Raw genomic sequence first — 21,933 nt, 5'->3', positions numbered from 1 at the left:
GATGCCCAGGTCGCTAAAGTCCGCTACTTTAAAGCTATCGAGCGCAGTGAGGAAGTCCTGACCCCTCAAAGCGGACAAACAAGCAAGTGAGCTCACCACACCAAACCCTCCCACCCAACATCAGGCCTTGCCCTCCTGCTTCCACCCGTGTCTGCCTCCCTGACCGCTTTTAGCCTCGCCCCTAACGAAACCGTGCCCGCGAAGCGCCTCCTACCACTCTTCGACGCCCTCGTACCTCAAGGGCAAGCTGGAGGCGTTCTTTATTGATCAGGTGGGGGATCAACAGGTTACTGCTGGGCGTGAGGCTGATGAAAGAATCCGGGCCTGGATCGGGTTGGGGAAGGACCTAGTCAAGGAAATCCCTGTCGATAAGATTCCCCTCGTCGAACACGCTGCTGACTTCCTGGCCGGGCAAGCCCTCAACGTCGGAGTCCAAGAGCTGGAAGAGTCCCTTGCGCGCAACGAACAGCTTGCTTTGGAGACGAAGGCTCGGCAAATTGAAGAGTCGTTTGAGGTGCGCATGTATGCGATCTTTGCGACTCTGTACGATGCTGGTCATATTACCCGGGGTGATCTTGAGCGTCTTGCTCTGGGTAATGGGCTGTCCTCTAGTGATGTGGATGTGTGGTTGGAGACGTCTTTTCCTGGCGCTGAAGGAACGCCCAAGGATAAGCAAGAATAGAAGAGGAAAATAATTTCCCCTCAGAAAGCACTTGCCAAACTGGAAAGTAGTTTCTATATTGGAGGTGTGAGGAGGCCTGACGCCTCACACCTTCGAAACACACACCGCGAAAGGGGCGATCATCATGACACGCAACACCTCTGACCGTGACCAATCAGTTGGCGAGGTCGATCCCGCAAAGGCGCGCGAGCTCCTCGGCCTCGTCCGTCAATCCCAGATGAGCGCAGCGCCAACCCTGAGTCCCATGTGGATTCCCTACTCCATCTTCTGCGTAGGTGGAAGCACCTTCCCCCTGCTCAGTTTCGCTTTCGCCAAAGCCGGAATGAGTGAGCTCATCCCAGTCCTCGTCTTCTTCGGATGGGTGATCATTGCAGCAATCCTCATGGCCATCACCATGCGATCGGCAATCAAACGCCAAGCACGAGGTTTTGGCAGGCGGTGGAGCATCATGATGGCCGCCTGGGGCATCACGTTCATGGGGGCGGTCTTTGCAAGCCGTGCGGCAGTCGACGGCCAGCTCAGCGTCTGGACCCTTGTTGGTATCGCAGCACTCTTTGCCATCTTGGCGATCAATGGTCCCGTCATCGAACTCGTGACCGTGCGCAAAGCAGAAGGCCTCGCTCAGCGAAAGGAAGTGACCAATGGCTAAGGAGACAACCCCCGCCCTAACCCCTGGCGAGGCAGCGGCACACGAGGGGCACCCCCGCCTCGCCCTCGACGATAAGCTGCTCAACCCCCTGCGCCTGTCCATCGTCTCCGCCCTCGTCGCACGCGACAGCGTCTCGTTCAAGGACATGCGCGAATTCATTCAAACCACCGACTCCACCCTGTCCAAGAACGCCTCGGCCTTGGAAGAATGCGGCTACGTCACCATCATCAAGCAATTCATCGGCACCCGCCCTCACACGTCCTTATCGCTCACGAAACAGGGGCGACAAGCATGGGAACGTCACATCGCCGCGCTACAGGCCATAGCCAGCGCAGGGGAACAGCAGTAAGCCGCACGAAGCGGCCGAGCGCATCCAGGCCACTGACATATCCGCAGGCGGCGTCTCGTATCGCGTCATGCTACGAGGCGCCGCCTGCAGTGGCTCATGTGAGTCCAGGCTCAGTCGGTGAAACGCAAAAGATAACCGTCCGGGTCTTGAACGAGGAACTGCTTTTGATTCAGTACCTCGGTACCAGTCTCATAGCGGCTGACCGAGAGCTCGCGGAAGGGCACAATACCGGCGTCCAGCACCCTCTGATAGAGGCCTTCAACGTCACTAACCGTCATCTCAAAGTTAATGCCGCGCCCGTACGGGTGCTCCAGAGGGCCAGTTGACCAGTGCCCGTTCTCCTGCTCAAGCATCAGTTGATTGCCCTCACAAGAGATAAAAAGAAACAACTCCTCGGGACGCTCATACTCCAAGGTGAACTGCAAAACGTCAAGGTAGAAGTGACGGGTCGCCTCAATGTCGCTGACGGAGAGTTCGGGAATAAGGGAGTTGAATTTCATGGCAGTGTGCCTTCAGGTTGCAACGGCCAGGCGCCTGTCAGGAATGAAGCGCCCGGTATTCGTCTTCAAGGATGCCCATCTGGACATGGTCATGGAAGGTGCCGCCGTGGAAGGTAGCGGCCCTGCGTCGGCCTTCTTCAACAAAGCCCAGTGACGAATAGAGGTGAAGCGCACGTTCGTTGTAGTCCCAGGCTTGAATCTCCACCTTGTGAGCACCCATCTCGTCAAAGGCGATGCGCAAGACGACATTCAATGCGTCACGACCGTAGCCCTCATTTTGGAAATCTGGGCCGATAATGATCGCGCAGGTGGCAATGCGGATCGGCAGGCTCATGCCCCAGAGGGTGACGTGGCCAATACACTCCCCATCTACGGTGATGGTGTATCCACAGCCGTTAGGGGAGTCATTTGTGCTCCACATCTCGTACATCTGCTCAATGCTTTGAGCTGGCCGCGGGGTGATGACCTGCTGCTGGAAAATAGCCTCACCGCTGTCATTCCACCAGGCGGACAGCAGAGGAAGATCTGAGGGGTGGAGCTCTCGAAGGACAACTTTTTCACCAGTGAATCGAGTTCGTCCCCAGTGTTGCATCTGAGAAAACGTGGAAGGCATATCGGTCACTTCTTTCGTGTACGCGCTTCATGTGCGCAAAAACTGCAGATGGTAGGGAAAGTAAACCGACAGATGAAAGTCGGGGTAGCGGGATTTGAACCCACGATCTCCTGCTCCCAAAGCAGGCGCGTTACCAAGCTACGCCATACCCCGTGGTGTTTCCCCCATGGAAGCCACGGCGAAACAGCACCTCTATCATAACCGTGTCATACCCCGGTTTCGCAATTCGGCCTCAGACACGGTAGTATCGTTGTCGTTCACCTCGGTGAGCGCGCGGATGTAGCTCAATGGTAGAGCCTCTGCCTTCCAAGCAGATTACGCGGGTTCGATTCCCGTCATCCGCTCCAATCAGCCGAACCCCCCGGAGTATTCCAGGGGGTTTCGTGCGTCTCAGGAGTGACCCTCAAAACAGCGTTATGGTGCTATCCGACACCGCCCGTGGGTCATCTTCATCAACACAACGCGGTAACAGGGCCTCAGTTTTCATAGCTCCACCAAGGGAATGAGGATCCTGCTTCGCGCTACACTGGCTCACCATGACCCGCACCTCGATCACTCCAAAGCCCCTTCAGCCAGGTTCACATATCCGCGTCGTAGCCCCCTCTGTGAGCCTGCCCTTCGTGGAACGAGGGGATGCGGGAGCATAGGTTGTGGACTGTGCCTCCCACCGCTTCGAGCAGATGGGACTGCAGGTGAGTTTCGGTGCGCATGTGCGCGAGGCCGACAGCTTCTTCACGTCCTCGATTGAGTCCCGGGTGGTCGACCTTCACGAGGCCTTCGCTGACCCCACCGTCCACGGCATTATGACCGTTATTGGTGGCTACAACAGTAATGAACTCCTGCCCTACCTGGACTATGAGCTGATTGCCGCCAACCCGAAGCGACGTTGAGCAAACTGTTGCCTCCCTTCCCTGGCTGAAGGGGATTCCAGTTCTGGCAAATGTTGACTTTGGGCACACTACTCCACTCCTGACCTTCCCCATTGGCGGTCACGCCCAGGTTGATGCGGATGCTCACCGCATGACCTTCCAGCGCTAAAACCTCGTCCTTTCCACTAACCCCGCTCCATTGCCCCCGCTCCATTGACCCTGCGGTCGTCGAACAATGCGGCACTTCGCGCATGAGTGACGACTGGGGGAACTCTCTAACGGTCAATGACAAGACGCCCGGCCTCAAGCAGCACGAGGCGATCGCATTGCAGCGCCTCTTGCTGGTAGTGCGTCGTTATGAGAATCCCTGTTCCCGCGTCGGCCACGCGGTGAAGATGCTTCCATAAACGTGCCCGCGAAAGAGCATCCATCCCCGAGGTCGGCTCGTCGCAAATCAGTAAACGTGGCGCATGACTGAGCGCACATGCGACAGCCAGGCGGCGTTTGGCCCCCAGAGGGAGATCTCTCACCGGAACATTTGGGAACATCCGAATGGCATCGTCCCAATCACCCGCCTTCCACCTGCGCGTGTTCGGCCTGGTTCGGGCAAGGCTGTATGGGGCAATGTTGTCTTTCACAGCGCCGTAGGTATTCATGGTGAAGGCAAGATTCTCCCCAGGAGTCAGAGCCTCGTAGAGGCCAAGGGTTTGGGGAACGTATCCAATATTGGCCCGCGCCTGACGAGGTTCAAGCCCTTCAAAGAGTTCCACGGTGCCAGAGTCTGCCTGTTGGAGCCCCAAGAGAATGCGAATGAGCGTGCTCTTCCCAGCACCATTACTGCCGATCAAGCCAACTATCTCGCCGCTTTTCAGGGAGAGTGAGACGTCATCAAGGGCCGTGAAATCGCCGAAGTATTTCGTGATCTGCCTGGCCTTGATGAGTGGAATTCCCGATGGGTAAGTGAGGCGAGGACTAAGGGGCGGATCGGCACTTTCTGGATGCTTGTATGTGCGGCCAGGATTGCCGGTGCTGGCTTCGCGCTCGCGAGCCAGCATGGAGGCAATCGTTGAGAGCTCAAGATCGAGGGCAACTGGCCGTCCTCCAACGGGCGGGGGAACGTCAGAGGATTGCCAGTAGTAGAAGCGCTGGCCCCTCTGCCAGGTATGAGCGTCATTGAGGACGAGGGGGACACTGCCGGTGATCTCCGTAGCAGCTGGATTGTTGGCCGCCATGTCCTTCGAGGCCCCCGCACCATCGTCATTGGGAACGGAAGCCTCTGCGTAAGGATGAGGCCGCGCATGACGTGGCAGGGGATCGCCAACCTGCCACACCCTGCCTGGGGTGGAGGCCAAGACCTCTTCGCAACTGCCCCGCGCCATGAGCTGCCCGCGATCAAGCACGCACACCTGATCGGCCTGCTCGGCCTCGTCCAAATAGGTGGTCGCCACCACCACTGTTGCCCCCTCCCGAGCCGCTCGCCTGATGAGCTGCCAGAGAACCTGACGACTCTCAGCATCAACGCCAGTCGTTGGCTCATCTAAGAGAAGCAGGGCAGGGGAGTGGATCATCGCCATGAGCACCCCCAGCTTCTGACGCATACCGCCAGATAAACGCGAGGCCAGGCGATCGCGTGCCTCATCCAGGCGGGCAGCCTCGCACAGGGCATCAATGCGCGCCTGCGTCACGTTGCGTGGCATGGAGTGGGCGCGGGCTGCGAATTGAAGATTCTCCACCACCGTCAACTGCGGCCAGGTGCCCGAGGTCGCCCCCTGGTAGCCGACCTCGCCCGTCGAGAGCGCACCCACCCCCATCTGCGCCCGACCCTGCGCTGAGGTGAGCGTTTTCAGCAGGCTGGTCTTGCCCGCACCATCCCCACCCACGAGGGCGGTCACAGTGCCAGGGGAGAAAGCGATCATCATGCTCCCTCACCTCCCCTGCGTAGCATCAGTGCCATACGCACATTGGCCACCACGAAGAGGAAGAGCGCCATTGCCGCCAAAATCCCGAGGGGGAGGGACACCTCAGCAAGGGTCGCGCCACGCAACACAATGCCCTGCGCGGCCTTGGTAAACCACGTCAACGGCATCGCATACCCTAGCCAACGCACGCCCACCGCCATGGAATCCAGCGGGAAAATCAGGCCCGAGAGGAGCACCTGCGGCATAAGAGTCATGACTGAAAGCTGGATTGCCTGCCCGGTATTTTGCGACACCACCGAAATGAGGATGCCCACCCCAAGGACAGCGAAGAGGAATAGCGTGGTCAGCAGGGCATAGATCGCGAAACTGCCTACGAAAGGCACGCCAAAAATCCACGAGGCCAACGCAGTGATCACCGCAATATTGCACAGGGAGATCACAAAGTAGGGCGTGATCTTGCCAGCGATGATTGCCGCCGGATGCAGGGGCATGACGGCGAGCTGCTCAAGGGTTCCCGCCTCGCGCTCGCGGACAAGGCCGATGCTCATAATGACCACGCTAATGAACTGGACGATGAGGCCCACCAGGCCCGGCAGCATGACCCACGAGGTTTTCAGGTCGGGGTTGAAGAGAACGGTTGTTGTCGAGTCGGCGTCAATGGTGTCGAGGTTGAGTGCGCTGGTGTCGGGCAGCACTGGGAGTTCTGGCAGCGCAGGGAGGTCGGGCAGCGTGGGGAGGTCAGGGAGTGCCGGGGGCTCCGGGAGTGACGGCAGGTTGGGAGGAGGGCCTGGCGTGGGATTGGCGAGGGCGGCGCGTAGCTCCTCCATCCGTGAATCGACTTCGCTGAGTGTGGAGCGCAGTTCAGTCAGCTGTGAGCGTGCCTCATTGATCTGGCTCTTGCGGCTGTCGAGGTCATCTCGGAGGGCTTCGATGTCTTTTGTGGTGGCACGGGCGCGTTCGCGGACATCCTCGGCGATGGTTTGCATCCAGGTTTTCTCAACGGCCATCGCTTCGAAGAGCCCTGATCCGTCGATCCACACGTGAGTTCGCGTCGACAGGAGGGCGTCATCATTGGTGGTGGCTGTGGCGAAGATGATGGCATCGTAGGCGTCTGCTCGGAGGAGGGGGTCAATGTTGGCTTCGCTCAGAGTGGGGTCGACGTGCTCGATGATAAAGCCTTCTTGCGAGGGGCTGAGGTTGGCGAGGGCGTCGGCGACGGAGCGCGCACCGGGGCCGCCGATAAGGACTTCATTGCGTTCGACGGTGAAGTTCGCGGCGAAACCGAAGACGATGAGGAGCATGGTCGGGATGAAGAGAAGGAGGGCGAGGGTGCGGCGGTCGCGTAGGAGTTCGCGGAATTCCTTGATCACCATGGCTTTCATTGCAACCTCCTCGTTGCCAGGTTTCACTAGGTGATGAAATTAGCGTAGCACGACTTTTCATCGCATGGTGAAAATCATCGATAGAATATGCCGAGGTTCGACGTTTGCGGGGCAGTGCGCGGCGAACACGCCCACGAGAACAAAACGTCCACCAGAAGACCAGGAGAGGGGAGAGGAAGTGGCAACTCGCGATTCTTCCACGACACACGAGGGGGCGAGGACGGCCTCGTCAAACCGTCGCGGACCACGCGCAGACCGCACCGATATCGCAGCCGCCATCCTCGACGGCGCCCGCAGCGTCTTCGCGCGCCACGGCTACCAAGGTGCCACCATCCGCATGATCGCCACCGAAGCAGGCGTTGATACCAAACTCGTTCACTACTACTTCGGCACCAAAGCAGAACTGTTCTCCGCCGTCATCGCCACGACCTTCGAAGCAGAAGGCGTTAAAGAACGCCTCATCAAAGCCCTTGCCCAAGAAGATCAAGGTTGGACGGGATACCTCGAATACATCATCACCACCCTGGACGATCCCCGCTTTGGCCCAGCGTTCATCTCCCTACTGCGCAGCGTTGGCACCCACGAAGAATCACACGCCATCATGCTGCGCTTCATCAGCGAACAGATCTTTCCGCAAATTCCTGGCAGCGCAGAAGGAGAGTCCGCATCCCTTGACCTCGTGCTCATCGGATCCCACATCTACGGCATCCTCTTCGCGCGCTACATTCTGGAACTACCTAAAGTAAAAACTGCAACGCCAGCGCAGATCGCACAAAGTGCTACGCCAGCACTTGATGCCTACATGAAAGCCTTTACCCAACGCAGTCGACCTCGATAGAGCCACCATGTTGCAGGAGACCTCAATGCCTTCATGGACCTTCACCGGCCGATTCCGCAGCTACCAACAGCGCGTCCTCGACCAGGCGCACACTCTTGCCTGTGACGGACGCCTTCACGTCGTTGCCGCCCCCGGATCCGGCAAAACCATCCTCGGACTAGAAGTCGCAGGACGGCGAGGGCAACCCACCCTCGTCCTCTCCCCAAGCCTCACCATTCGCGATCAGTGGCTCAGTCGCCTCAACGAACACTTCGCAACCCATACTCCCGAAGCCGCACAGCATTCCACGTCGATCCGCACACCCGCCTTCATCACCTCCACCACCTACCAGTCACTCCACGCTGCCCACGAACGTTCCACCGACGAAGAAACCGGCGAGACCTTCACCGACACCGACCTGCTTGCCCAATTCGACCACATCGGAACGATCATCCTTGATGAGGCCCACCATCTGCGTTCCCAGTGGCACAACGCCCTCGTAGACTTCATCGCCCGCATGAAAGAGAGGAACGTCGAACTACTGATCATCTCCCTCACCGCCACCCCTCCCTACGACACGACACCCGCACAATGGCAGCGTTACATTGACCTGTGCGGAGACATCGACGCCGAAATTTCCGTTCCCGAACTCGTGGCCACTGGCGACCTCGCTCCCCACCAAGACTACGTTCTTGTCGGTCTGCCCACCGAAGAAGAAATCCAACGCCTACGCGATCTCAGGCGTAACACCGTCGAGGCCGCCGCACGCCTTGCCAACCCCGATGATCAGACGGGTAGCGCGCGCACCCTCCTCACCGACGCGCCACTGCTGCTCGCCCCAGAGGAATACCTCGACGCCTGCCTCGATGACGAGCCCGGAAGCCTGGGCTTGCTTCTTCTCCTTCGGGAATGGGGAGTGCCTCTCCCAGAGGTTCTCACACTCCTGCTCACCACCGAGGAACACGCTGGCAGCATCGAGGACGGTTTCGCCTTCATTCTGGCCAATCCCACCCTTTTCCCCGATGCCTTTAACGATGCTGTCACCGAGGCGCTCAAAAGCGCCCACCTTCTGCGCGGACGCAAACTCATCAACACCACGGACCTTTCGGCCAACACGTTGCTGGTGAACTCGGCAGGCAAATGCGACTCCATCGGCACTATCGCCCGACATGAAGCAGAGCAGATGGGTGAGGACTTGCGCATGCTGATCCTCGCTGATCACATTCGCGCCGATATGCGCAGCCTCATCGGCACCGACCAGCCTCTTGTGCAGCTTGGCGTGGTTCCCGCCTTCGAGGCCGCCCGCCGCGCCCTAGCTCAAGCGGGAACGCCGCGCGCAGCGGCCGCCGCTCAGAGTATGGGGGTGCTGACAGGTAGTTTGCTCATTGCCCCTCGCTCAGCCCTGGAGCGGCTGAACGCCCTCGCATCTCAACATGGCGTTGAACTTTCCACTCGGGCCCTCCCCAACTGCGAGGACTACCTCATTGTCAGTGGGGCAGGCGCCGCAAAAACCTCAGTTCGGATTTTCACTGAGGCCCTCGCCGAAGGCACCCTGACAATCCTTGTTGGCACGGCGGCTCTGCTGGGCGAGGGGTGGGACTGCCCCCAGCTCAACACCCTGGTTCTTGCCTCCACCATTAAAGCCACCATGATGAGCAACCAGATGCGCGGGCGGGTCATCCGCATTGACCCTGCTGTTCCTGACAAGGTCGCTCATGTGTGGCACCTGGCCACTGCAGACCCTGTGCACCTGCTCAACCGCGACGTCGAAAAGGACGAACTCAGCGCTTCGCGTGATTTCAGAGCACTCAGCAAGAGATTCACAACCTTTGTCGGGCCGCGCGCTTACGATCCTGTCGTCGAAAACGGCATTGAGAGGTGCGCGGGAGAGTCTTCCGGGTGGACGGACGTGTCCATCCCGATACTGAACAAAGACACCCTGTCTCGCTCCAGTAATCGGCTGCTCGTTGCTCAACTATGGCGTCAAGCTATTGATGACCAGAACTACGAGGGCGGCGGTGGTATCCACCTGCGTACGCGCGCCGGCATTGCTCTCCCTGAAGTAAAGATCGTCGCAGCGGCAGAGATGTTTGTTGCCGCTGGCGTAGCGTTTGGTGCCATGCTTGTTTTTGAAACACTGCGTTTCTTTGCGCGAGCGGGAACATGGGGGCCTCTCACTCTGGCGATCTACCTCCTTGCAGCGGTGATTGTGGTGACGTGGGGTGTGCTCTCCTGGTATTTCCGTCGGCCCCTGCTCTACCCTGAGCATCGAATTCGACGTCAAAGTCAAGCTCTTGTGCAGGCTCTACGAAGTATTGGCCTGATTACCAGCGACAGTGCAACAGTGGATGTCGATAGTGACGACCAGTACACCTATCGGGCTTCGCTCAGTGGCGCAAGCGATCGTGAAGAGCAGGTGTTCGCGCAGGCGTTAACAGAAATGTATGCCCCGGTCAGAAACCCCCGTTACATCCTGATTCCCGCGCTACGGCATCTGCCGTGGAAAACCTTCTTTGCTCAGAACGTCCCCCAGGTGATTGGAAGCAAACGCGAACACGTTGACATCTTTGTCGATGCGCTAAAAACGAATGGTGTGCACATGCACGCTCTCTATGTGCGCAGTGTGGAAGGGCGCGCCTATCTGCTGAAAGCACGCAAACACGCAGCGAGCAACCGAGGCGCAGGCACGGTCGATCAACGTCGTTATATGACAGCCCGCAGAGTCTACGGGCGTTGAGGGCGAGGCAAAGGAACGGCGCCGCTTTCCAAGTGTGTCAGGCAGATTGAATTGCTTGAGCTTCCGGGGTGAAGTCGTAGATCATTGGAATCGCAGTGGTGACTGCCTGTAGTCCAGCGCGCTGGAGAATCGGGCGGGAGTACTCCGTGCAGTCGGCGTGGAGATAGCGTTTGCCTGCGGCGAGTGCGCTTCGAGCGCGCGCTGCCGTGATCGCACGGTACAGGCCAAGACCGCGATGCTCAGGCAAGCAAGTGCCGCCCATGAGCGAGGAAAAATCGGTGCCGGGGATGTGCTCGATACGGCCCGTGCAGACCATGCGATCCGGGCCAGTTGGATCAAGCGCGTAGCGCACACACCATAGTTCTGCGCCCTTGTTTGCATAGAGCCGACGCGTTTGACGGTCGGCATACTCGGCGCGCCGAGCATCAGAGAAGTTAAAGACCTGAGCTGCCAACTCATTGGCGGCATAGAGGTCTTCGCGTGAGGTTAGACGCTCAACGCGGTAGCCCTCCGGCAGGGGAGACTCAGCATCAAGGATCGCCTCAGCATCGCCAACCATCACGGTTTCAGCATCATCACGGCTGAAACCGTGAGCCTCCAGACGCTCACACAGATCTGCGGGTTCATCGTGTCCGCGCGCCTTCCACTCAAAAGACCGCACTGTTCCCACCTGGCGATAGTGGGAGATCACCTCGTCAATCAGGGCGTCAATGTCGCCGGCGCCCTCAAGGGAGGCGTAGGTGACAAGGCCCCGCCGGGTCGAAGTAAGGAGCGCGGCGTAAACGGGGCCGATGCGCGTGACAGAAGCAGCATCAAAGACCTCGGCATCGGTGCGCATCTGCGTGTCATAGATCTGCAGGAGGGAATCGCTAGTCATTGGCATACCCTACCTCCTTCCGACAAGACAGAGGCACGCGCACGAAGCAATGAGGTGTAGGCAAGGGGGCGGACATGACGGAGGCCGGAGGAGCGCAGCGGAGGAAAGAATGAGGATGCGGGCACGTTGGCCGCTGAAGGGCGAGGCAAACGCAGGAGTTCAGGCGGGCGGATAGAGTTCACACTGGCGGATAGCGACAATGCCCCAACACTGGCGTAGAATCGGAGAGTTGTCATGCGCCCGCTCGCCGGGTGCCCATTCCTTTGATTCTGGAGTGCACACACGTGAAGAGCACCGTTGAGACCCTCGAGCCCACCAAGGTTCGCCTGACCGTTGAGGTTCCCTACGAGGAACTCAAGTCCGAAATGGACAAGGCGTACAAGGATATTGCCAACCAGGTCTCCATCCCCGGTTTCCGTAAGGGCCGCGTCCCCGCACGCATCATCGACCAGCGTTTCGGTCGCGCCGCCGTCATCGAGCAGGTTGTCAACGAGGTCCTGCCCACCCACTACTCCGGCGCCGTGCAGGAAAACGACCTGCGCCCCATGTCCCAGCCTTCCGTTGAGGTCACCGAGATCCCCAACACCACCGGCGAACACGGCGGTCAGCTCGTATTCACCGCCGAGGTTGACGTTGTTCCCGCTTTCGAGGTGCCCGACGTTGACGCCTCCACCGTCATCGAAGTTGACACCACCGAGGTGTCCGACGAAGACGTTCAGGCTGAACTCGATGAACTGCGTGGCCGCTTCGCCACCCTCACCCCCATCAAGCGCCAGGCCAAGACCGGCGACTTCGTGACCATCGACCTTGTGGCCACGGTGAACGGCGAAGAGGTTGACTCCCTTTCCGACGTCTCCTACGAGATCGGCAAGGGCAACATGCTTGACGGTCAGGACAAGGCTCTGCGCGGCTGCCATGCAGGCGACGACATCACCTTCACCACCACCCTCAAGGGCGGCGAGCACGAAGGCGAAGAGGCTGAGGTCTCGATGCACGTTTCCTCCGTCAAGGCCCGTGAACTGCCCAAGGCTGATGACGACTTCGCTCAGATGGTGTCCGAGTTCGACACCATTGACGAACTGATGGAAGACCTGCGCAAGCAGGCCGGCCAGACCAAGACCTCCCAGCAGGCTCTTCAGGCCCGCGACCGCCTGGTTGAGCACCTGCTCGACAAGGTCGAAATCCTCCTGCCTGAGTCCGCTGTGGACGCTGAGGTTGCTCAGCGCGTTGGTGATTCTGCCACCGCTAAGGCGAAGAAGGAAGCTCGTGCGGAGATCGAAAAGGAGTTCCGCACCGAGATTCTGGCCGAGGCAATCGCCAAGAAGCTTGAGGTTCAGGTTTCTCAGCAGGAGCTCATTGACTACGCGCTGCAGATGTCTCAGACCTACGGCATGGACATCTCCCAGCTCTTCTCCAACTCGGCTCAGCTTTCCGCTGTTGTCGCTGACCTTGGCCGCGCGAAGGCTCTCATTGAGATGCTGCGTCTGGTGACCGTCAAGGACACCGCTGGCGCTGACGTTGACCTGTCGGCCTTCCTCGGTGAAGAAGCTCCCGAAGCTGAAGAAGAGGCTGACGAAGACGAAGCTGGCGACGAAGAGTGACCCTTTCAGTTTCTCACTGACTCGTCTTAAAGCCTGGGGCGGCATCCTGCGATGCCGCCCCAGGCTTTTTGTTCTCACCTGGAGGCCTAGGGTGCGCGAATGTGCTTGAGCGGGGAGTGCTGGAGGGGCCGTGCAGGGAGTTTTGGAGCACTTGTTGCATTGCGTGACACCTCTAGCTGTCACCTCAGGTCGCAACTGCTTCACAGCACAACACGTGTCACGTCACTGCACCACTGTCGCATGGGCTTTCTTCAGAGGAAGCCTTTGACCCGAGCAGGCCTGAAGTGGATGCCAACTGCTTGGTGCGAGCTGCATGCGGATGCCCTCAGCACGAGAGGGCTGATCGTTGTGGCTGAAAGCCCGTGCGCCGATAGCGAAAAGCAGTGGATGCAGCGCGCCCCATCCCGCAAAAAGCATTAGGTTAGGGGACAGTACAAGTCCGCAAGTGGACTGTGAATCCTGGAGGTGACACGTGAGCAACGTGATGCACGGCGCCGGCGCCGAATCCCCGATGGCGTTGGGTGACTCCGTCTACCAGCGCCTGCTGAAGGAACGGATCATCTGGCTTGGCGGTGAGGTCCGCGACGACAACGCTAATGCGATCTGCGCCCAAATGCTGCTGCTCGCGGCAGAAGACCCCAACCGCGACATCTACCTCTACATCAATAGCCCAGGTGGATCAGTAACCGCAGGTATGGCCATCTACGACACCATGCAATACATCAAGCCCGACGTCGTCACCGTGGGTATGGGTCTGGCAGCCTCGATGGGCCAGTTCCTGCTGACCGCAGGCACACCCGGCAAGCGCTACATCACGCCGCACACGCGCGTACTCATGCACCAGCCCTCAGGCGGTGCGGGCGGTACGGCAACGGATATTCGTATTAACGCTGACCTCATCCTCAAGATGAAGGAAGAGCTGACCCAGATTACTGCCGACCTGACGGGTAAGTCCTACGAGCAGATTCTTGCTGACGCTGACCGAGATCGCTGGTTTTCCGCCACCGAAGCCCTTGAGTACGGCTTCGTGGACAAGGTCGTGTCTACCCCGCAGGAAATCGGCAACCGCGCACAGGATGGAGCCAACTGACTATGAGCACCCAGCCCTACTTTGAGGCTATCGCCCGCCAGATGCCCCAGGCGCGCTACGTCCTGCCCTCCTTCGAGGAACGTACAGCCTATGGCTTCAAACGCCAAGACCCCTACGCCAAGCTCTTCGAAGATCGTATTGTCTTTATGGGCGTTCAGGTTGACGACGCTTCGGCTGATGACGTCATGGCTCAGCTTCTGGTTCTTGAATCTCAGGACCCTGACTCGCTGATCACCATGTACATCAATAGCCCCGGCGGCTCCTTCACCGCAATGACAGCTATCTACGACACGATGCAGTACATTAAGCCTCAGATTCAGACGGTCTGCCTGGGGCAGGCTGCCTCGGCTGCTGCTGTCCTACTTGCTGCGGGCTCTCCGGGCCGCCGTTTGGCCCTGCCCAACGCCCGCGTGCTCATTCACCAGCCTGCGATGGAAGGCATGCACGGACAGGCCTCTGACATTCAGATTTTGGCCGACGAACTCGACCGTATGCGCGCATGGCTGGAAGACACTCTGGCCGCCCACTCCAACACCCCTGTTGAGCAGGTGCGTCGCGACATCGACCGCGACAAGATCCTCACCGCACAGCAGGCGCTGGAGTACGGACTCATCGACCAGGTGCTTGCCTCCCGTAAGGGCAATGCCTAAGCAACACACCACTCAGTAACTGGCCCCTCGCTGACAGGCGCATAAGAAAAATGGGGCACAGTGACAACGCTGGGAAGAGGGCGGCTGCACTATGCAGCCGCCCTCTTTCCATGTATCTTCCCAGGTCAATTCAGCCCATGGTGGTAAGAACCTGTCAACTACCGTGAAGCCTCACTGAGCCGATGTGGTGGAATCTGCTCAGGCACGCTGCCATTGCGAACGGAACGCGCCCCCATGACTGCCGTGGCAACAGCATCACGGGCAGCCAACGGGTTTGCAAGATGCTCCGCTTCAGAACGGGCCGCACCCTGGGCAATGATCGACACAAACTCAGCCATCGTGAGTTTGTCAGCATCGCCATGACCACCCAAGTCGCCGACAATGGGGTACTCCTCATCGCCTTCAGGCGCGAAAGTGTGCCGTCTATTCCACACACGCACGACACCACCTTCACCGTCTCCGAAGTTTTCTAAACGCCCAGCATCCCCAATGACGGTGTAGTTACGCCAGTAGTCAGGTGTGAAATGGCATTGCTGGTAGGAGGCGAGAACACCATTGTCTAGACGCATCTGCAGCATGGAAATATCTTCAACGTCGATGATGGGATTCAGGTTGCGCTGTGCTCGCGGCGGCCAGTTATCCATAGAAAACCACTCGGGCATCGTCATATCCGAATTGTCCCGACGAGACTCAATATCCCCATAAATCATGAGGTCGCCCATCCCCTGCACCACAGACGATGACGCTCCCGCAAGGAAATGGATGACGTCAATATCATGCACGCCTTTTTGTAGCAGCAAAGTGCCCGCCCGTGAGCGATCCGCATGCCAGTCCTTGAAGTAGTAATCACCCCCGTTACCAACAAAATGTCGGCACCACACTGCCTGAACCTGACCGATGGCGCCCTCGTCAATGAGGCGTTTCATCAGCGTAATGACCGACATGTGCCGCATATTGTGCCCAACATACAGGGGCGTGCCCGTGGATGCGGCAAGGTCAACGAGGGCGTCTGAATCCTCTAAAGAAATGGACATCGGTTTTTCGAGGTAGACGGGAATACCCGCCTTGAGTAAGACCTCCGCGACGGCTTTGTGCGTATCATCTGGGGTACAGACGATGGCACCGCGGACGCGGCCGCTGCCGGGGCCTCCGGTGTGGGCGATGAGTTCTTCTACGGAACTGAGGATGTCGATATCACCAAAGAGTTCGCGGGCTCGGCCTCGTCCTGCTTCCGTGGTGTCTACAGCCCACGCCACCCGGGAGCCGGGCTCAACGGTGGGGATGTGCTTGCCGATGGTGGCGCGGGCACCGCAGCCAATCATGGCGTACTGGTAACTGGTCATGAAGGTTCTCCTATCCGCAAGAGGTCAGGCGGGGGTGCCGGGTTCGCGCAAGGTGATTTCTACGACGGTATCATCCGCATCAGGCAGCATGTGGGTGAAAGAGTCATCTCCGCCTTCCGGGCCGAAAGCAACGAAAGTCAGGTCGGGGTATGCCTCGATCACCCACGAGGACGCCAGATGAAGTTCCTCTCCGGTGGCAAGCAATTTGACCGACTCAATAGTGCTCGCATCCACGCCCGGCAGCGGCAATGGTCCGATGGGCTGCTCAAGGACATGCGCGTAGAGGTAACGGCCTCGTTGTGTCCATCGTCCCCACTCTGGTTTAGCAAGGGCCGATCCTTCAGCACCCTTGATGGATGCGCTATTTGTGTGCACCCACTGCCCCAGATAGCGCAGGACGTGCGCGGACTCATCGGGAATCCGCCCCTGCGCATCAGGCCCGACATTGAGCAGGAGATTACCTCCTTTACTCACGACTTCCACAAGTTTACGAATGAGGGTTTGTCCGCTTTTATAGTCGCGGTCGGAGTGGTGCCACGCCCAGTGGTTATTTAAGGTCACGCAGGATTCCCAGGGGACGGGCGCGCGATCATGACCGAGAATTCCCTCTGGTGGGACGATCTGCTCGGGCGAGACAAAATCTCCGCAGTAGGAGGAAGGCGAATCAGTCACGATACTGCCAAAGCCTGACGCTGACACTTCGAGACGATTGTCAACGACCGCATCGGGTTGGTGGCGGCGGACCATTGCCATCAGTTCTGTGGCGCGCCATGCTTCTCCGGTGAGCTCACCGTAGGAGAAGTCAAACCAGAGGATGTCCAGGGTGCCGTAGCGGGTGCAGAGTTCTTCAACCTGGGCGTGCATGAAGTCAAGGTAGCGGTTGAAGTCTCGATCTTCGTTGGTGAATGCCGGGTTGTTGCGTTCAGGGTGGAAACTGTCTCCGTAGTGGGGGTAGTCCGGGTGGGACCAGTCAATCAGCGTGAAGTACAGGCCAACGCGGATGCCTCGTTTGCGGAATGCTTCGAGGAACTCAGCGACGAAGTCTCGTTTGGGGGCCATTGCCGCAGAGGAGAAGGTTGAATACTGCGAGTCGAAGAGGCAGTAGCCGTCGTGGTGTTTCGCGGTGAGTACGGCGTATTCCATGCCGGCTTCTTGTGCGAGAGCTGCCCAAGCGTCGAAGTCAACGGACTGAGGGTTGAAGGCCTGCGCCCATGGGGCGTAGTCCTCGCTGCTCATTTCTTCATGGGAACGAACCCATTCGCCGCGCCCTATGGCCGAGTACACGCCCCAGTGAATGAACATGCCAAGGCGTGCACGGCGGAACCAGTCGGAGCGGGAAAAACGGTCGGGTACGGGGGTGCGTTGGTAGGGCAGGGTTGTGTTGAGGTGAGTTGACATGAGGATGGAGGTCTTCCAAATGAGGTGTGGGTGACGGCGGTGCCGACAGTTGCGCTGGGGTGGGGGAGCTTTAGCTCTTGACCGCTCCGGCCACCATTCCCGACACGATGTGCTTTTGGGCAAAAAGGTAGACGGTGAGGACGGGGATCACTGAGACAACAATGTTGGCGCAGACAAGGGCGTAGTTGTAGCTGTGTAATCCCTGGAAGTTAAAGACGGTCATCGGCATGGTCCATTTGTCCTGATTGGGCATGAGGAAAAGGACGTTTTGGAACTCGTTCCACGCGAAGGTGACAAGCAGGACGATGCAGGTGACGCTTGCTGGTCTGAGCAGCGGAAGGATGATGTGGAAGAAGGTTCGCAGCGGGCCGGCACCGTCCACAATGGCGGCTTCATCAAGTTCGCGGGGGAGACGCTGAATGAACCCAACGTACATGAGGGTAATGAAGGGGATCTGGATGCCAACGTCGACAAGGATCAGGCCGGTAAAAGTACCGTAGAGTCCTAGGAACTGTAAGACCTTGATAGCTGGGATGAAGCTGAAGGGGGCGATCATTCCAGCCAGCAGGTACTGGTAGGCGCGAACGGTGAAGGTTGTTCGTGAGCGTGCAATGACGAAGGCCGCCATTGCGCACACGAGGACGGTCAGTGCAGTAACTCCGACGGCAACAATGAGTCCGTTCAGGAGGCCTTTTGCCACGCCGGGGGTGGAAAGCACGGTGAGGTAGTTGTCCCATCGCCATTGTTCTGGCATGGAAAAGTTCATCACCTTTGATTCCTGGTCGGATTTGACCGAGGTGAGAAGCACTAGAGAGAGGGGAATGACGTAGGTGGCGGTAATGAGGATGGCGCAGAGGTAAACCAGCGCTGATACGACGGGGTTACGCGAGGTTGCTCCCATGCGCTGGAAGGTGCGCGTCATGCGAGTGCGGGGCGAGGGAGTGTGTGGTGTCGTCGTCATTCTGCATCAGCCTGACTGCGTTGGATGAGGAAATGGATGAGGAATGCGATGGTGGTGATGAGGACAAATTGTGCGAAGCTTGCCGCTGCAGGCAGTGCGAGGGAGCCGGTGACAAGCTGTTTGGCGATGAAGGTGGAGATCACTTCGGTTGAGTGGCCGGGGCCGCCGCCGGTGGTGGCGTAAATGATGTCAAAGGCCTTCATACCTGAAATGAAGGTCAGCAGGAGAGCAAGGTTGACGGCGTGGGCGACGAGGGGCAGTTTGATGGACCACACTGTGCGAATGGGGCCAGCTCCGTCGATTTTTGCTGCTTCGAGGGCGTCTTGGGGGACCGACTGTAGTGCGGCGAGCACGATGACAACGGTCCATCCCACACCGATCCACACGTCGATACCTGCCACTGTCACCAACGCGGTGTCGAAGTCCCCGAGCCAGGGGCGAGTGATTGCGCCGAGTCCGACGACCTCAAGGAATTGATTGACAATGCCATCGGAGTCAAGCAGGAAGTTAAAGACCATGCCGACGACCACCAGAGAGATCATGATGGGGGCGTAGACCAGTGCGCGAAGGAAGTCTCGTCCGATGAAACGTTGGTCCATGAAAAGGGCTAAGAGGACGCCAACCCCGGTTTTTCCTATGGTCACAAGGAAGGCGAAGAGGAATTGGTTGAGGACGGCGGGAAGGAACTGGCCGGTGGAGGAAAAGAGGGTGTAGTAGTTCGTCAAGCCGACGAACTTCATCGTTGAGGACGTGAGCGTGGCGTCGGTCAGAGACAGGCCCAGGCCGACGAAGGCGGGGATGATGTAAAAGACGGTGAAGATGATGAGTGCCGGTGCGAGGAAGTACGAGGGGTACATGCGTGCGCGGCGGCGAGAGGAAGCAAACACAGGTCCTCCTGAGCGCATTGTGAGAAGAGAAAGAGGGCGTGGCGAGGGCGGCCCACTACGCGTGTGGCGCGTGGTGGGCCACCCTCGAAGGAATCAGAATCCTTCGATGCCTGCAGCCTTACCTGAAGCGATCATGCCTTCAGCTTCGGCGGTGAGGAACTCATCGGCGCTCATCTTTCCAGCGACGAGCTGCTGGTAGGCGGCGATGAGGTCAGTCTCAGGTGCGGGCACTAGCGAGACCTTGTCGATAGCGAGGGTGGTGTCACCATTGGCGATTGCCTCGCTGACTTCCTTCATCGCAACCGGGGTGCTGTCGGGCACGGTGACGTCGGTGAAGTTGCTGATGCCGGGGGCTCCATCCATGAACTTCTGGGCGATCTCCTTGGAGGACAAGAACGCGAGGAACTTCTTTGCCGCATCAATGTTTGCGCTGCTCTTTGCGATGTGCAGACCATCGGCGCCAGAGACACCGAGCATGGTCTTGCCGTCTTTACTGGGCAGGGGGAAGAATCCGATGGTGTCCTTTGCGCTTTCGTTGAGGTCAGCTAGGGCGCCGATCACCCAGGTGCCGTTGATGATCATGCCGGCTTTTCCATCAACGAGGTTTTGCAGGGATTCTTCGTAGGTGGCGGTCAGAACGTTGTCGTTGAGGTAGCCATTTTCAGCCCACTGTGCAAGGGCGGTGTATTGGTCTTTGAGTTCGGGGATGGCATCCCAGCGGATTGAGTTGGAGTTGAGCTTGCCGATGGTGTCGCCGCTGAGATTCATCAGGGGGTTGGTGGCATTGCGGTGCTGGAGCAGGGTCCACCCGTCTTTTCCTGCGAGGTAGAGGGGAGCAACGCCGGAGTCCTTGAGGGTCTTCATGGCCGCTGTGAGTTCATCAAGAGTTGCGGGGGTGGTGATCTTTGCGGCCTCAAAGACCTTCTTGTTGTAGAACACGCCGAAGGAGGCGCCGGGGGTGGGGGAGGGGTAGGAGTAGATCTTGCCGTCGCTGAAGGTGATAGAGTCGATGGAGGCCTTCGGCATGCGAGAGGTGAAGTCCTCACCAGACAGATCGACCATGACGTTGGGAACATCGAACAGAGTGTAGGAGCCTGCGAAGATGTCAATATCGGTGCCGCCTGCTAAGCGGGAGCCGACAACGGAGTTGTAGTTCTCGTCGGGAACTGCCTGAAGGGTGACCGTAATGTCGTTGGCCGCATTAAAGTCTTCAACGGCGCTTGTGAGTGCGGGAACACTGGCCCACGAGGTTGGAAGCACGTAGGTGATGGAGGTCCCGTCCGTTGCGCTGCTTGCGGAGCTGACGCTGTCGTCGCCTCCTTGTGAGCAGGCTGCGAGCCCGAGGGTAAGCGCGAAGGCGCTTGCTGCGGCGACCATTGTGGTTGTTTTTCTCATAAGGGTTTCCTCATCGAGACGGGGAGCTGCTTGACTTGCTTTGCTCCGGGGCTGGTGGAATGGGAATAGGCAAGGGTGTTGCGTTGTGGAGGTGATACTCCAATGACGCGGCACCCAGGGTGCGGAGTTCGATGTTTTCGAGTCCGCGCAGCGCTGCACCAAGGGCTGGCCCCCAGGTGGGGAGCGCCGAGATTGTTGTGGCAAAGGCAGGCCCGTGGGGGAGTTCCTTGCGCAGTGCCTCGGTCACTTCGTGGAAGATGATGGAGCTGCGATGGGCGAGGGGTCCTCCGAGGACGATCATTTCGGGGTCGGTGCTCGTTGCGAGGAATGCGATCTGTTGAGCGGCGCGTCGGCTGAAGTCGCGGATGGAGGTGCAGGCTTCTTGATCTCCCGCTTCGCATTTATGTGCGAGGTCAAGCACTGCAGGCCAGCTCTCCCATTGGTTGCGATAGGTGTCGGGGAGTTCGGCGGTTGACTGTACGAGGTTGAGTTCGCCGGCGAACTCGTGGGCGCCGCGGCGGAGTTTGCCGCCAAGGATGAGGCCTGCTGCTACTTGGTACCAGACGAGTGCGTAGATGATGTCGTGGAGTCCGCGCGCGCACCCGATGTGTTGTTCTGCGTAGGCTGCAGCTTTGAGGTCGTTTTCGAGGATGAGTGGGCTGGGAAGCTCGGAGAAAAGTGAAAGGTCGATGAGGGCCTTGTGTTTGCAGATGCGTTGTACGGTGCCCGAAGAGTCGACTTGCCCGCCGATGGCTGCTGAGAAGCAACTGACGCTGTCAAGGGGGATGCCGGCTTCGCTCAGGAAGGTAGACATTTGCTCAAGGATTAGTGCGCTTCTTTCCTGTGGGGTGAGCGTGGCGTCTGCTTCGATGGTGAGAGCGTGTTCGATGGTGCCTTCGAAGTTGAGGATGAGGTAGCGGTGTTCGTGGCGTGAGATGTCGAGGACGCAGAGGGTGGCTCCTGCGGGGTTGAGGGAGAAGGCTGCTGCTGGGCGTCCTCCTTGTCGTCCGATGCGGGGTTCTTCTTGGGTGACGAATCCGCATTCGATGAGGGCGTCAAGGTGGGTTTTGAGTGCGGGCCGTGAGAGTCCGATGGCGCTGGCGAGGGCGTGCAGGGGTTGTGAGGAAGCGCGGCGTAGTTCAGCGACGCAGCGTGCTCGGCTTGCGGCGCTGAGGTCAGCAAGTCTGTCTGCGTGAACGGTGTTGTCCTCCATG

The 21,933-nt window shown here is 59.0% G+C and carries 21 protein-coding genes and 2 tRNA genes; 11 read left to right on the top strand and 12 right to left on the bottom strand.

Going from position 1 to position 21,933, the window contains the following annotated elements:
• Positions 1-271 precede the first annotated feature (271 nt).
• The 3 genes from EII11_RS09790 (at position 272) to EII11_RS09780 (ending at position 1,680) form a co-directional block, all read left to right on the top strand.
• A complete protein-coding gene (locus EII11_RS09790) occupies positions 272-682 on the top strand; it encodes a hypothetical protein (protein ID WP_124872220.1) in 411 nt (136 codons plus the stop codon).
• Positions 683-806: 124 nt separating this feature from the next.
• Entirely contained in the window at positions 807-1,331 is a 525-nt protein-coding gene (locus tag EII11_RS09785; RefSeq protein WP_124872218.1) for a hypothetical protein, read from the top strand.
• A complete protein-coding gene (locus EII11_RS09780; protein ID WP_124872215.1) occupies positions 1,324-1,680 on the top strand; it encodes a winged helix-turn-helix domain-containing protein in 357 nt (118 codons plus the stop codon). Before EII11_RS09785 ends, EII11_RS09780 begins: the two co-directional genes overlap by 8 nt.
• 110 nt (positions 1,681-1,790) lie before the next feature.
• Here EII11_RS09780 and EII11_RS09775 read toward each other — a convergent pair whose 3' ends face one another.
• From EII11_RS09775 to EII11_RS09765, 3 genes are all read right to left on the bottom strand, one after another.
• On the bottom strand, positions 1,791-2,180 hold the full coding sequence (locus tag EII11_RS09775; protein WP_124872213.1) for a bleomycin resistance protein: 390 nt from the start codon (positions 2,178-2,180) through the stop codon (positions 1,791-1,793).
• 37 nt (positions 2,181-2,217) lie between these two features.
• The gene (locus tag EII11_RS09770) at positions 2,218-2,793 is read right to left on the bottom strand and encodes a GNAT family N-acetyltransferase (RefSeq protein WP_124872211.1); all 576 of its coding nucleotides are present in this window, start codon (positions 2,791-2,793) and stop codon (positions 2,218-2,220) included.
• Between the two features lie 79 nt (positions 2,794-2,872).
• Positions 2,873-2,946, bottom strand: a tRNA-Pro gene (locus EII11_RS09765).
• A gap of 120 nt (positions 2,947-3,066) precedes the next feature.
• Between EII11_RS09765 and EII11_RS09760 the strand changes: the two genes are divergently transcribed.
• The 3 genes from EII11_RS09760 (at position 3,067) to EII11_RS10550 (ending at position 3,831) form a co-directional block, all read left to right on the top strand.
• Positions 3,067-3,140, top strand: a tRNA-Gly gene (locus EII11_RS09760).
• A gap of 303 nt (positions 3,141-3,443) precedes the next feature.
• Entirely contained in the window at positions 3,444-3,683 is a 240-nt protein-coding gene (locus tag EII11_RS09755) for an LD-carboxypeptidase (RefSeq protein WP_124872208.1), read from the top strand.
• The gene (locus EII11_RS10550) at positions 3,658-3,831 is read left to right on the top strand and encodes a hypothetical protein (protein ID WP_165867141.1); all 174 of its coding nucleotides are present in this window, start codon (positions 3,658-3,660) and stop codon (positions 3,829-3,831) included. The genes EII11_RS09755 and EII11_RS10550 overlap by 26 nt, the downstream gene beginning before the upstream one ends.
• Before the next feature lie 106 nt (positions 3,832-3,937).
• Here EII11_RS10550 and EII11_RS09750 read toward each other — a convergent pair whose 3' ends face one another.
• Together EII11_RS09750 and EII11_RS09745 are read right to left on the bottom strand one after the other, a co-directional pair.
• Positions 3,938-5,581, bottom strand: coding sequence for an ATP-binding cassette domain-containing protein (locus EII11_RS09750; protein ID WP_124872205.1), 1,644 nt, complete (start codon positions 5,579-5,581; stop codon positions 3,938-3,940).
• Entirely contained in the window at positions 5,578-6,963 is a 1,386-nt protein-coding gene (locus EII11_RS09745; protein WP_124872202.1) for an ABC transporter permease, read from the bottom strand. The genes EII11_RS09750 and EII11_RS09745 overlap by 4 nt, the downstream gene beginning before the upstream one ends.
• A gap of 178 nt (positions 6,964-7,141) precedes the next feature.
• Here EII11_RS09745 and EII11_RS09740 point away from each other — a divergent pair, with 178 nt between their 5' ends.
• Together EII11_RS09740 and EII11_RS09735 are read left to right on the top strand one after the other, a co-directional pair.
• On the top strand, positions 7,142-7,801 hold the full coding sequence (locus tag EII11_RS09740; RefSeq protein WP_165867140.1) for a TetR/AcrR family transcriptional regulator: 660 nt from the start codon (positions 7,142-7,144) through the stop codon (positions 7,799-7,801).
• Positions 7,802-7,826: 25 nt separating this feature from the next.
• The gene (locus EII11_RS09735) at positions 7,827-10,517 is read left to right on the top strand and encodes a DEAD/DEAH box helicase family protein (RefSeq protein WP_165867139.1); all 2,691 of its coding nucleotides are present in this window, start codon (positions 7,827-7,829) and stop codon (positions 10,515-10,517) included.
• Positions 10,518-10,554: 37 nt separating this feature from the next.
• On the opposite strand, the gene EII11_RS09730 is transcribed toward EII11_RS09735, so the two are convergent.
• Entirely contained in the window at positions 10,555-11,394 is an 840-nt protein-coding gene (locus EII11_RS09730) for a GNAT family N-acetyltransferase (protein ID WP_124872193.1), read from the bottom strand.
• Between the two features lie 284 nt (positions 11,395-11,678).
• Here EII11_RS09730 and tig point away from each other — a divergent pair, with 284 nt between their 5' ends.
• The 3 genes from tig to EII11_RS09715 all read left to right on the top strand — a co-directional run bounded on the left by tig (position 11,679) and on the right by EII11_RS09715 (position 14,735).
• Positions 11,679-12,995, top strand: a complete 1,317-nt coding sequence (gene tig, locus EII11_RS09725) for a trigger factor (protein WP_124872190.1) — start codon at positions 11,679-11,681, stop codon at positions 12,993-12,995.
• A gap of 484 nt (positions 12,996-13,479) precedes the next feature.
• Positions 13,480-14,085: an ATP-dependent Clp protease proteolytic subunit gene (locus EII11_RS09720; protein WP_124872232.1), complete on the top strand. Its 606-nt coding sequence runs from the start codon at positions 13,480-13,482 to the stop codon at positions 14,083-14,085.
• A gap of 2 nt (positions 14,086-14,087) precedes the next feature.
• Entirely contained in the window at positions 14,088-14,735 is a 648-nt protein-coding gene (locus EII11_RS09715; RefSeq protein ID WP_124872186.1) for an ATP-dependent Clp protease proteolytic subunit, read from the top strand.
• 158 nt (positions 14,736-14,893) lie between these two features.
• Here the strand turns inward: EII11_RS09715 and EII11_RS09710 are convergent, their stop codons facing one another.
• From EII11_RS09710 to EII11_RS09685, 6 genes are all read right to left on the bottom strand, one after another.
• Positions 14,894-16,078, bottom strand: coding sequence for a Gfo/Idh/MocA family protein (locus EII11_RS09710; RefSeq protein ID WP_124872183.1), 1,185 nt, complete (start codon positions 16,076-16,078; stop codon positions 14,894-14,896).
• 24 nt (positions 16,079-16,102) lie between these two features.
• Complete coding sequence (locus EII11_RS09705) at positions 16,103-17,476, bottom strand: alpha-L-fucosidase (RefSeq protein ID WP_124872181.1); 1,374 nt, start codon at positions 17,474-17,476, stop codon at positions 16,103-16,105.
• 70 nt (positions 17,477-17,546) lie between these two features.
• A complete protein-coding gene (locus EII11_RS09700; protein WP_124872178.1) occupies positions 17,547-18,437 on the bottom strand; it encodes a carbohydrate ABC transporter permease in 891 nt (296 codons plus the stop codon).
• The gene (locus EII11_RS09695; RefSeq protein WP_165867138.1) at positions 18,434-19,324 is read right to left on the bottom strand and encodes a carbohydrate ABC transporter permease; all 891 of its coding nucleotides are present in this window, start codon (positions 19,322-19,324) and stop codon (positions 18,434-18,436) included. Before EII11_RS09695 ends, EII11_RS09700 begins: the two co-directional genes overlap by 4 nt.
• Positions 19,325-19,417: 93 nt before the next feature.
• Entirely contained in the window at positions 19,418-20,719 is a 1,302-nt protein-coding gene (locus tag EII11_RS09690) for an ABC transporter substrate-binding protein (RefSeq protein ID WP_124872172.1), read from the bottom strand.
• A gap of 10 nt (positions 20,720-20,729) precedes the next feature.
• On the bottom strand, positions 20,730-21,932 hold the full coding sequence (locus EII11_RS09685; RefSeq protein ID WP_124872169.1) for an ROK family transcriptional regulator: 1,203 nt from the start codon (positions 21,930-21,932) through the stop codon (positions 20,730-20,732).
• Position 21,933: the final 1 nt, after the last annotated feature.

It is taken from the genome of Schaalia canis (assembly GCF_003858455.1).
GTDB classification, from domain to species: domain Bacteria; phylum Actinomycetota; class Actinomycetes; order Actinomycetales; family Actinomycetaceae; genus Pauljensenia; species Pauljensenia canis.
Note: the sequence above shows the minus strand (reverse complement) of the source record. Positions and strands in the feature narration are given on the sequence as shown.

Excerpts from the sequence above, each read along its gene's own strand:
- EII11_RS09785 (WP_124872218.1), top strand. The coding sequence starts at position 807 with ATGACACGCAACACCTCTGACCGTGACCAATCAGTTGGCGAGGTCGAT.
- EII11_RS09780 (WP_124872215.1), top strand. The coding sequence starts at position 1,324 with ATGGCTAAGGAGACAACCCCCGCCCTAACCCCTGGCGAGGCAGCGGCA.
- EII11_RS09775 (WP_124872213.1), bottom strand. The coding sequence starts at position 2,180 with ATGAAATTCAACTCCCTTATTCCCGAACTCTCCGTCAGCGACATTGAG.
- EII11_RS09770 (WP_124872211.1), bottom strand. The coding sequence starts at position 2,793 with ATGCCTTCCACGTTTTCTCAGATGCAACACTGGGGACGAACTCGATTC.
- EII11_RS09750 (WP_124872205.1), bottom strand. The coding sequence starts at position 5,581 with ATGATGATCGCTTTCTCCCCTGGCACTGTGACCGCCCTCGTGGGTGGG.
- EII11_RS09745 (WP_124872202.1), bottom strand. The coding sequence starts at position 6,963 with ATGAAAGCCATGGTGATCAAGGAATTCCGCGAACTCCTACGCGACCGC.
- EII11_RS09735 (WP_165867139.1), top strand. The coding sequence starts at position 7,827 with ATGCCTTCATGGACCTTCACCGGCCGATTCCGCAGCTACCAACAGCGC.
- EII11_RS09730 (WP_124872193.1), bottom strand. The coding sequence starts at position 11,394 with ATGACTAGCGATTCCCTCCTGCAGATCTATGACACGCAGATGCGCACC.
- EII11_RS09720 (WP_124872232.1), top strand. The coding sequence starts at position 13,480 with ATGCACGGCGCCGGCGCCGAATCCCCGATGGCGTTGGGTGACTCCGTC.
- EII11_RS09715 (WP_124872186.1), top strand. The coding sequence starts at position 14,088 with ATGAGCACCCAGCCCTACTTTGAGGCTATCGCCCGCCAGATGCCCCAG.
- EII11_RS09710 (WP_124872183.1), bottom strand. The coding sequence starts at position 16,078 with ATGACCAGTTACCAGTACGCCATGATTGGCTGCGGTGCCCGCGCCACC.
- EII11_RS09705 (WP_124872181.1), bottom strand. The coding sequence starts at position 17,476 with ATGTCAACTCACCTCAACACAACCCTGCCCTACCAACGCACCCCCGTA.
- EII11_RS09700 (WP_124872178.1), bottom strand. The coding sequence starts at position 18,437 with ATGACGACGACACCACACACTCCCTCGCCCCGCACTCGCATGACGCGC.
- EII11_RS09690 (WP_124872172.1), bottom strand. The coding sequence starts at position 20,719 with ATGAGAAAAACAACCACAATGGTCGCCGCAGCAAGCGCCTTCGCGCTT.
- EII11_RS09685 (WP_124872169.1), bottom strand. The coding sequence starts at position 21,932 with ATGGAGGACAACACCGTTCACGCAGACAGACTTGCTGACCTCAGCGCC.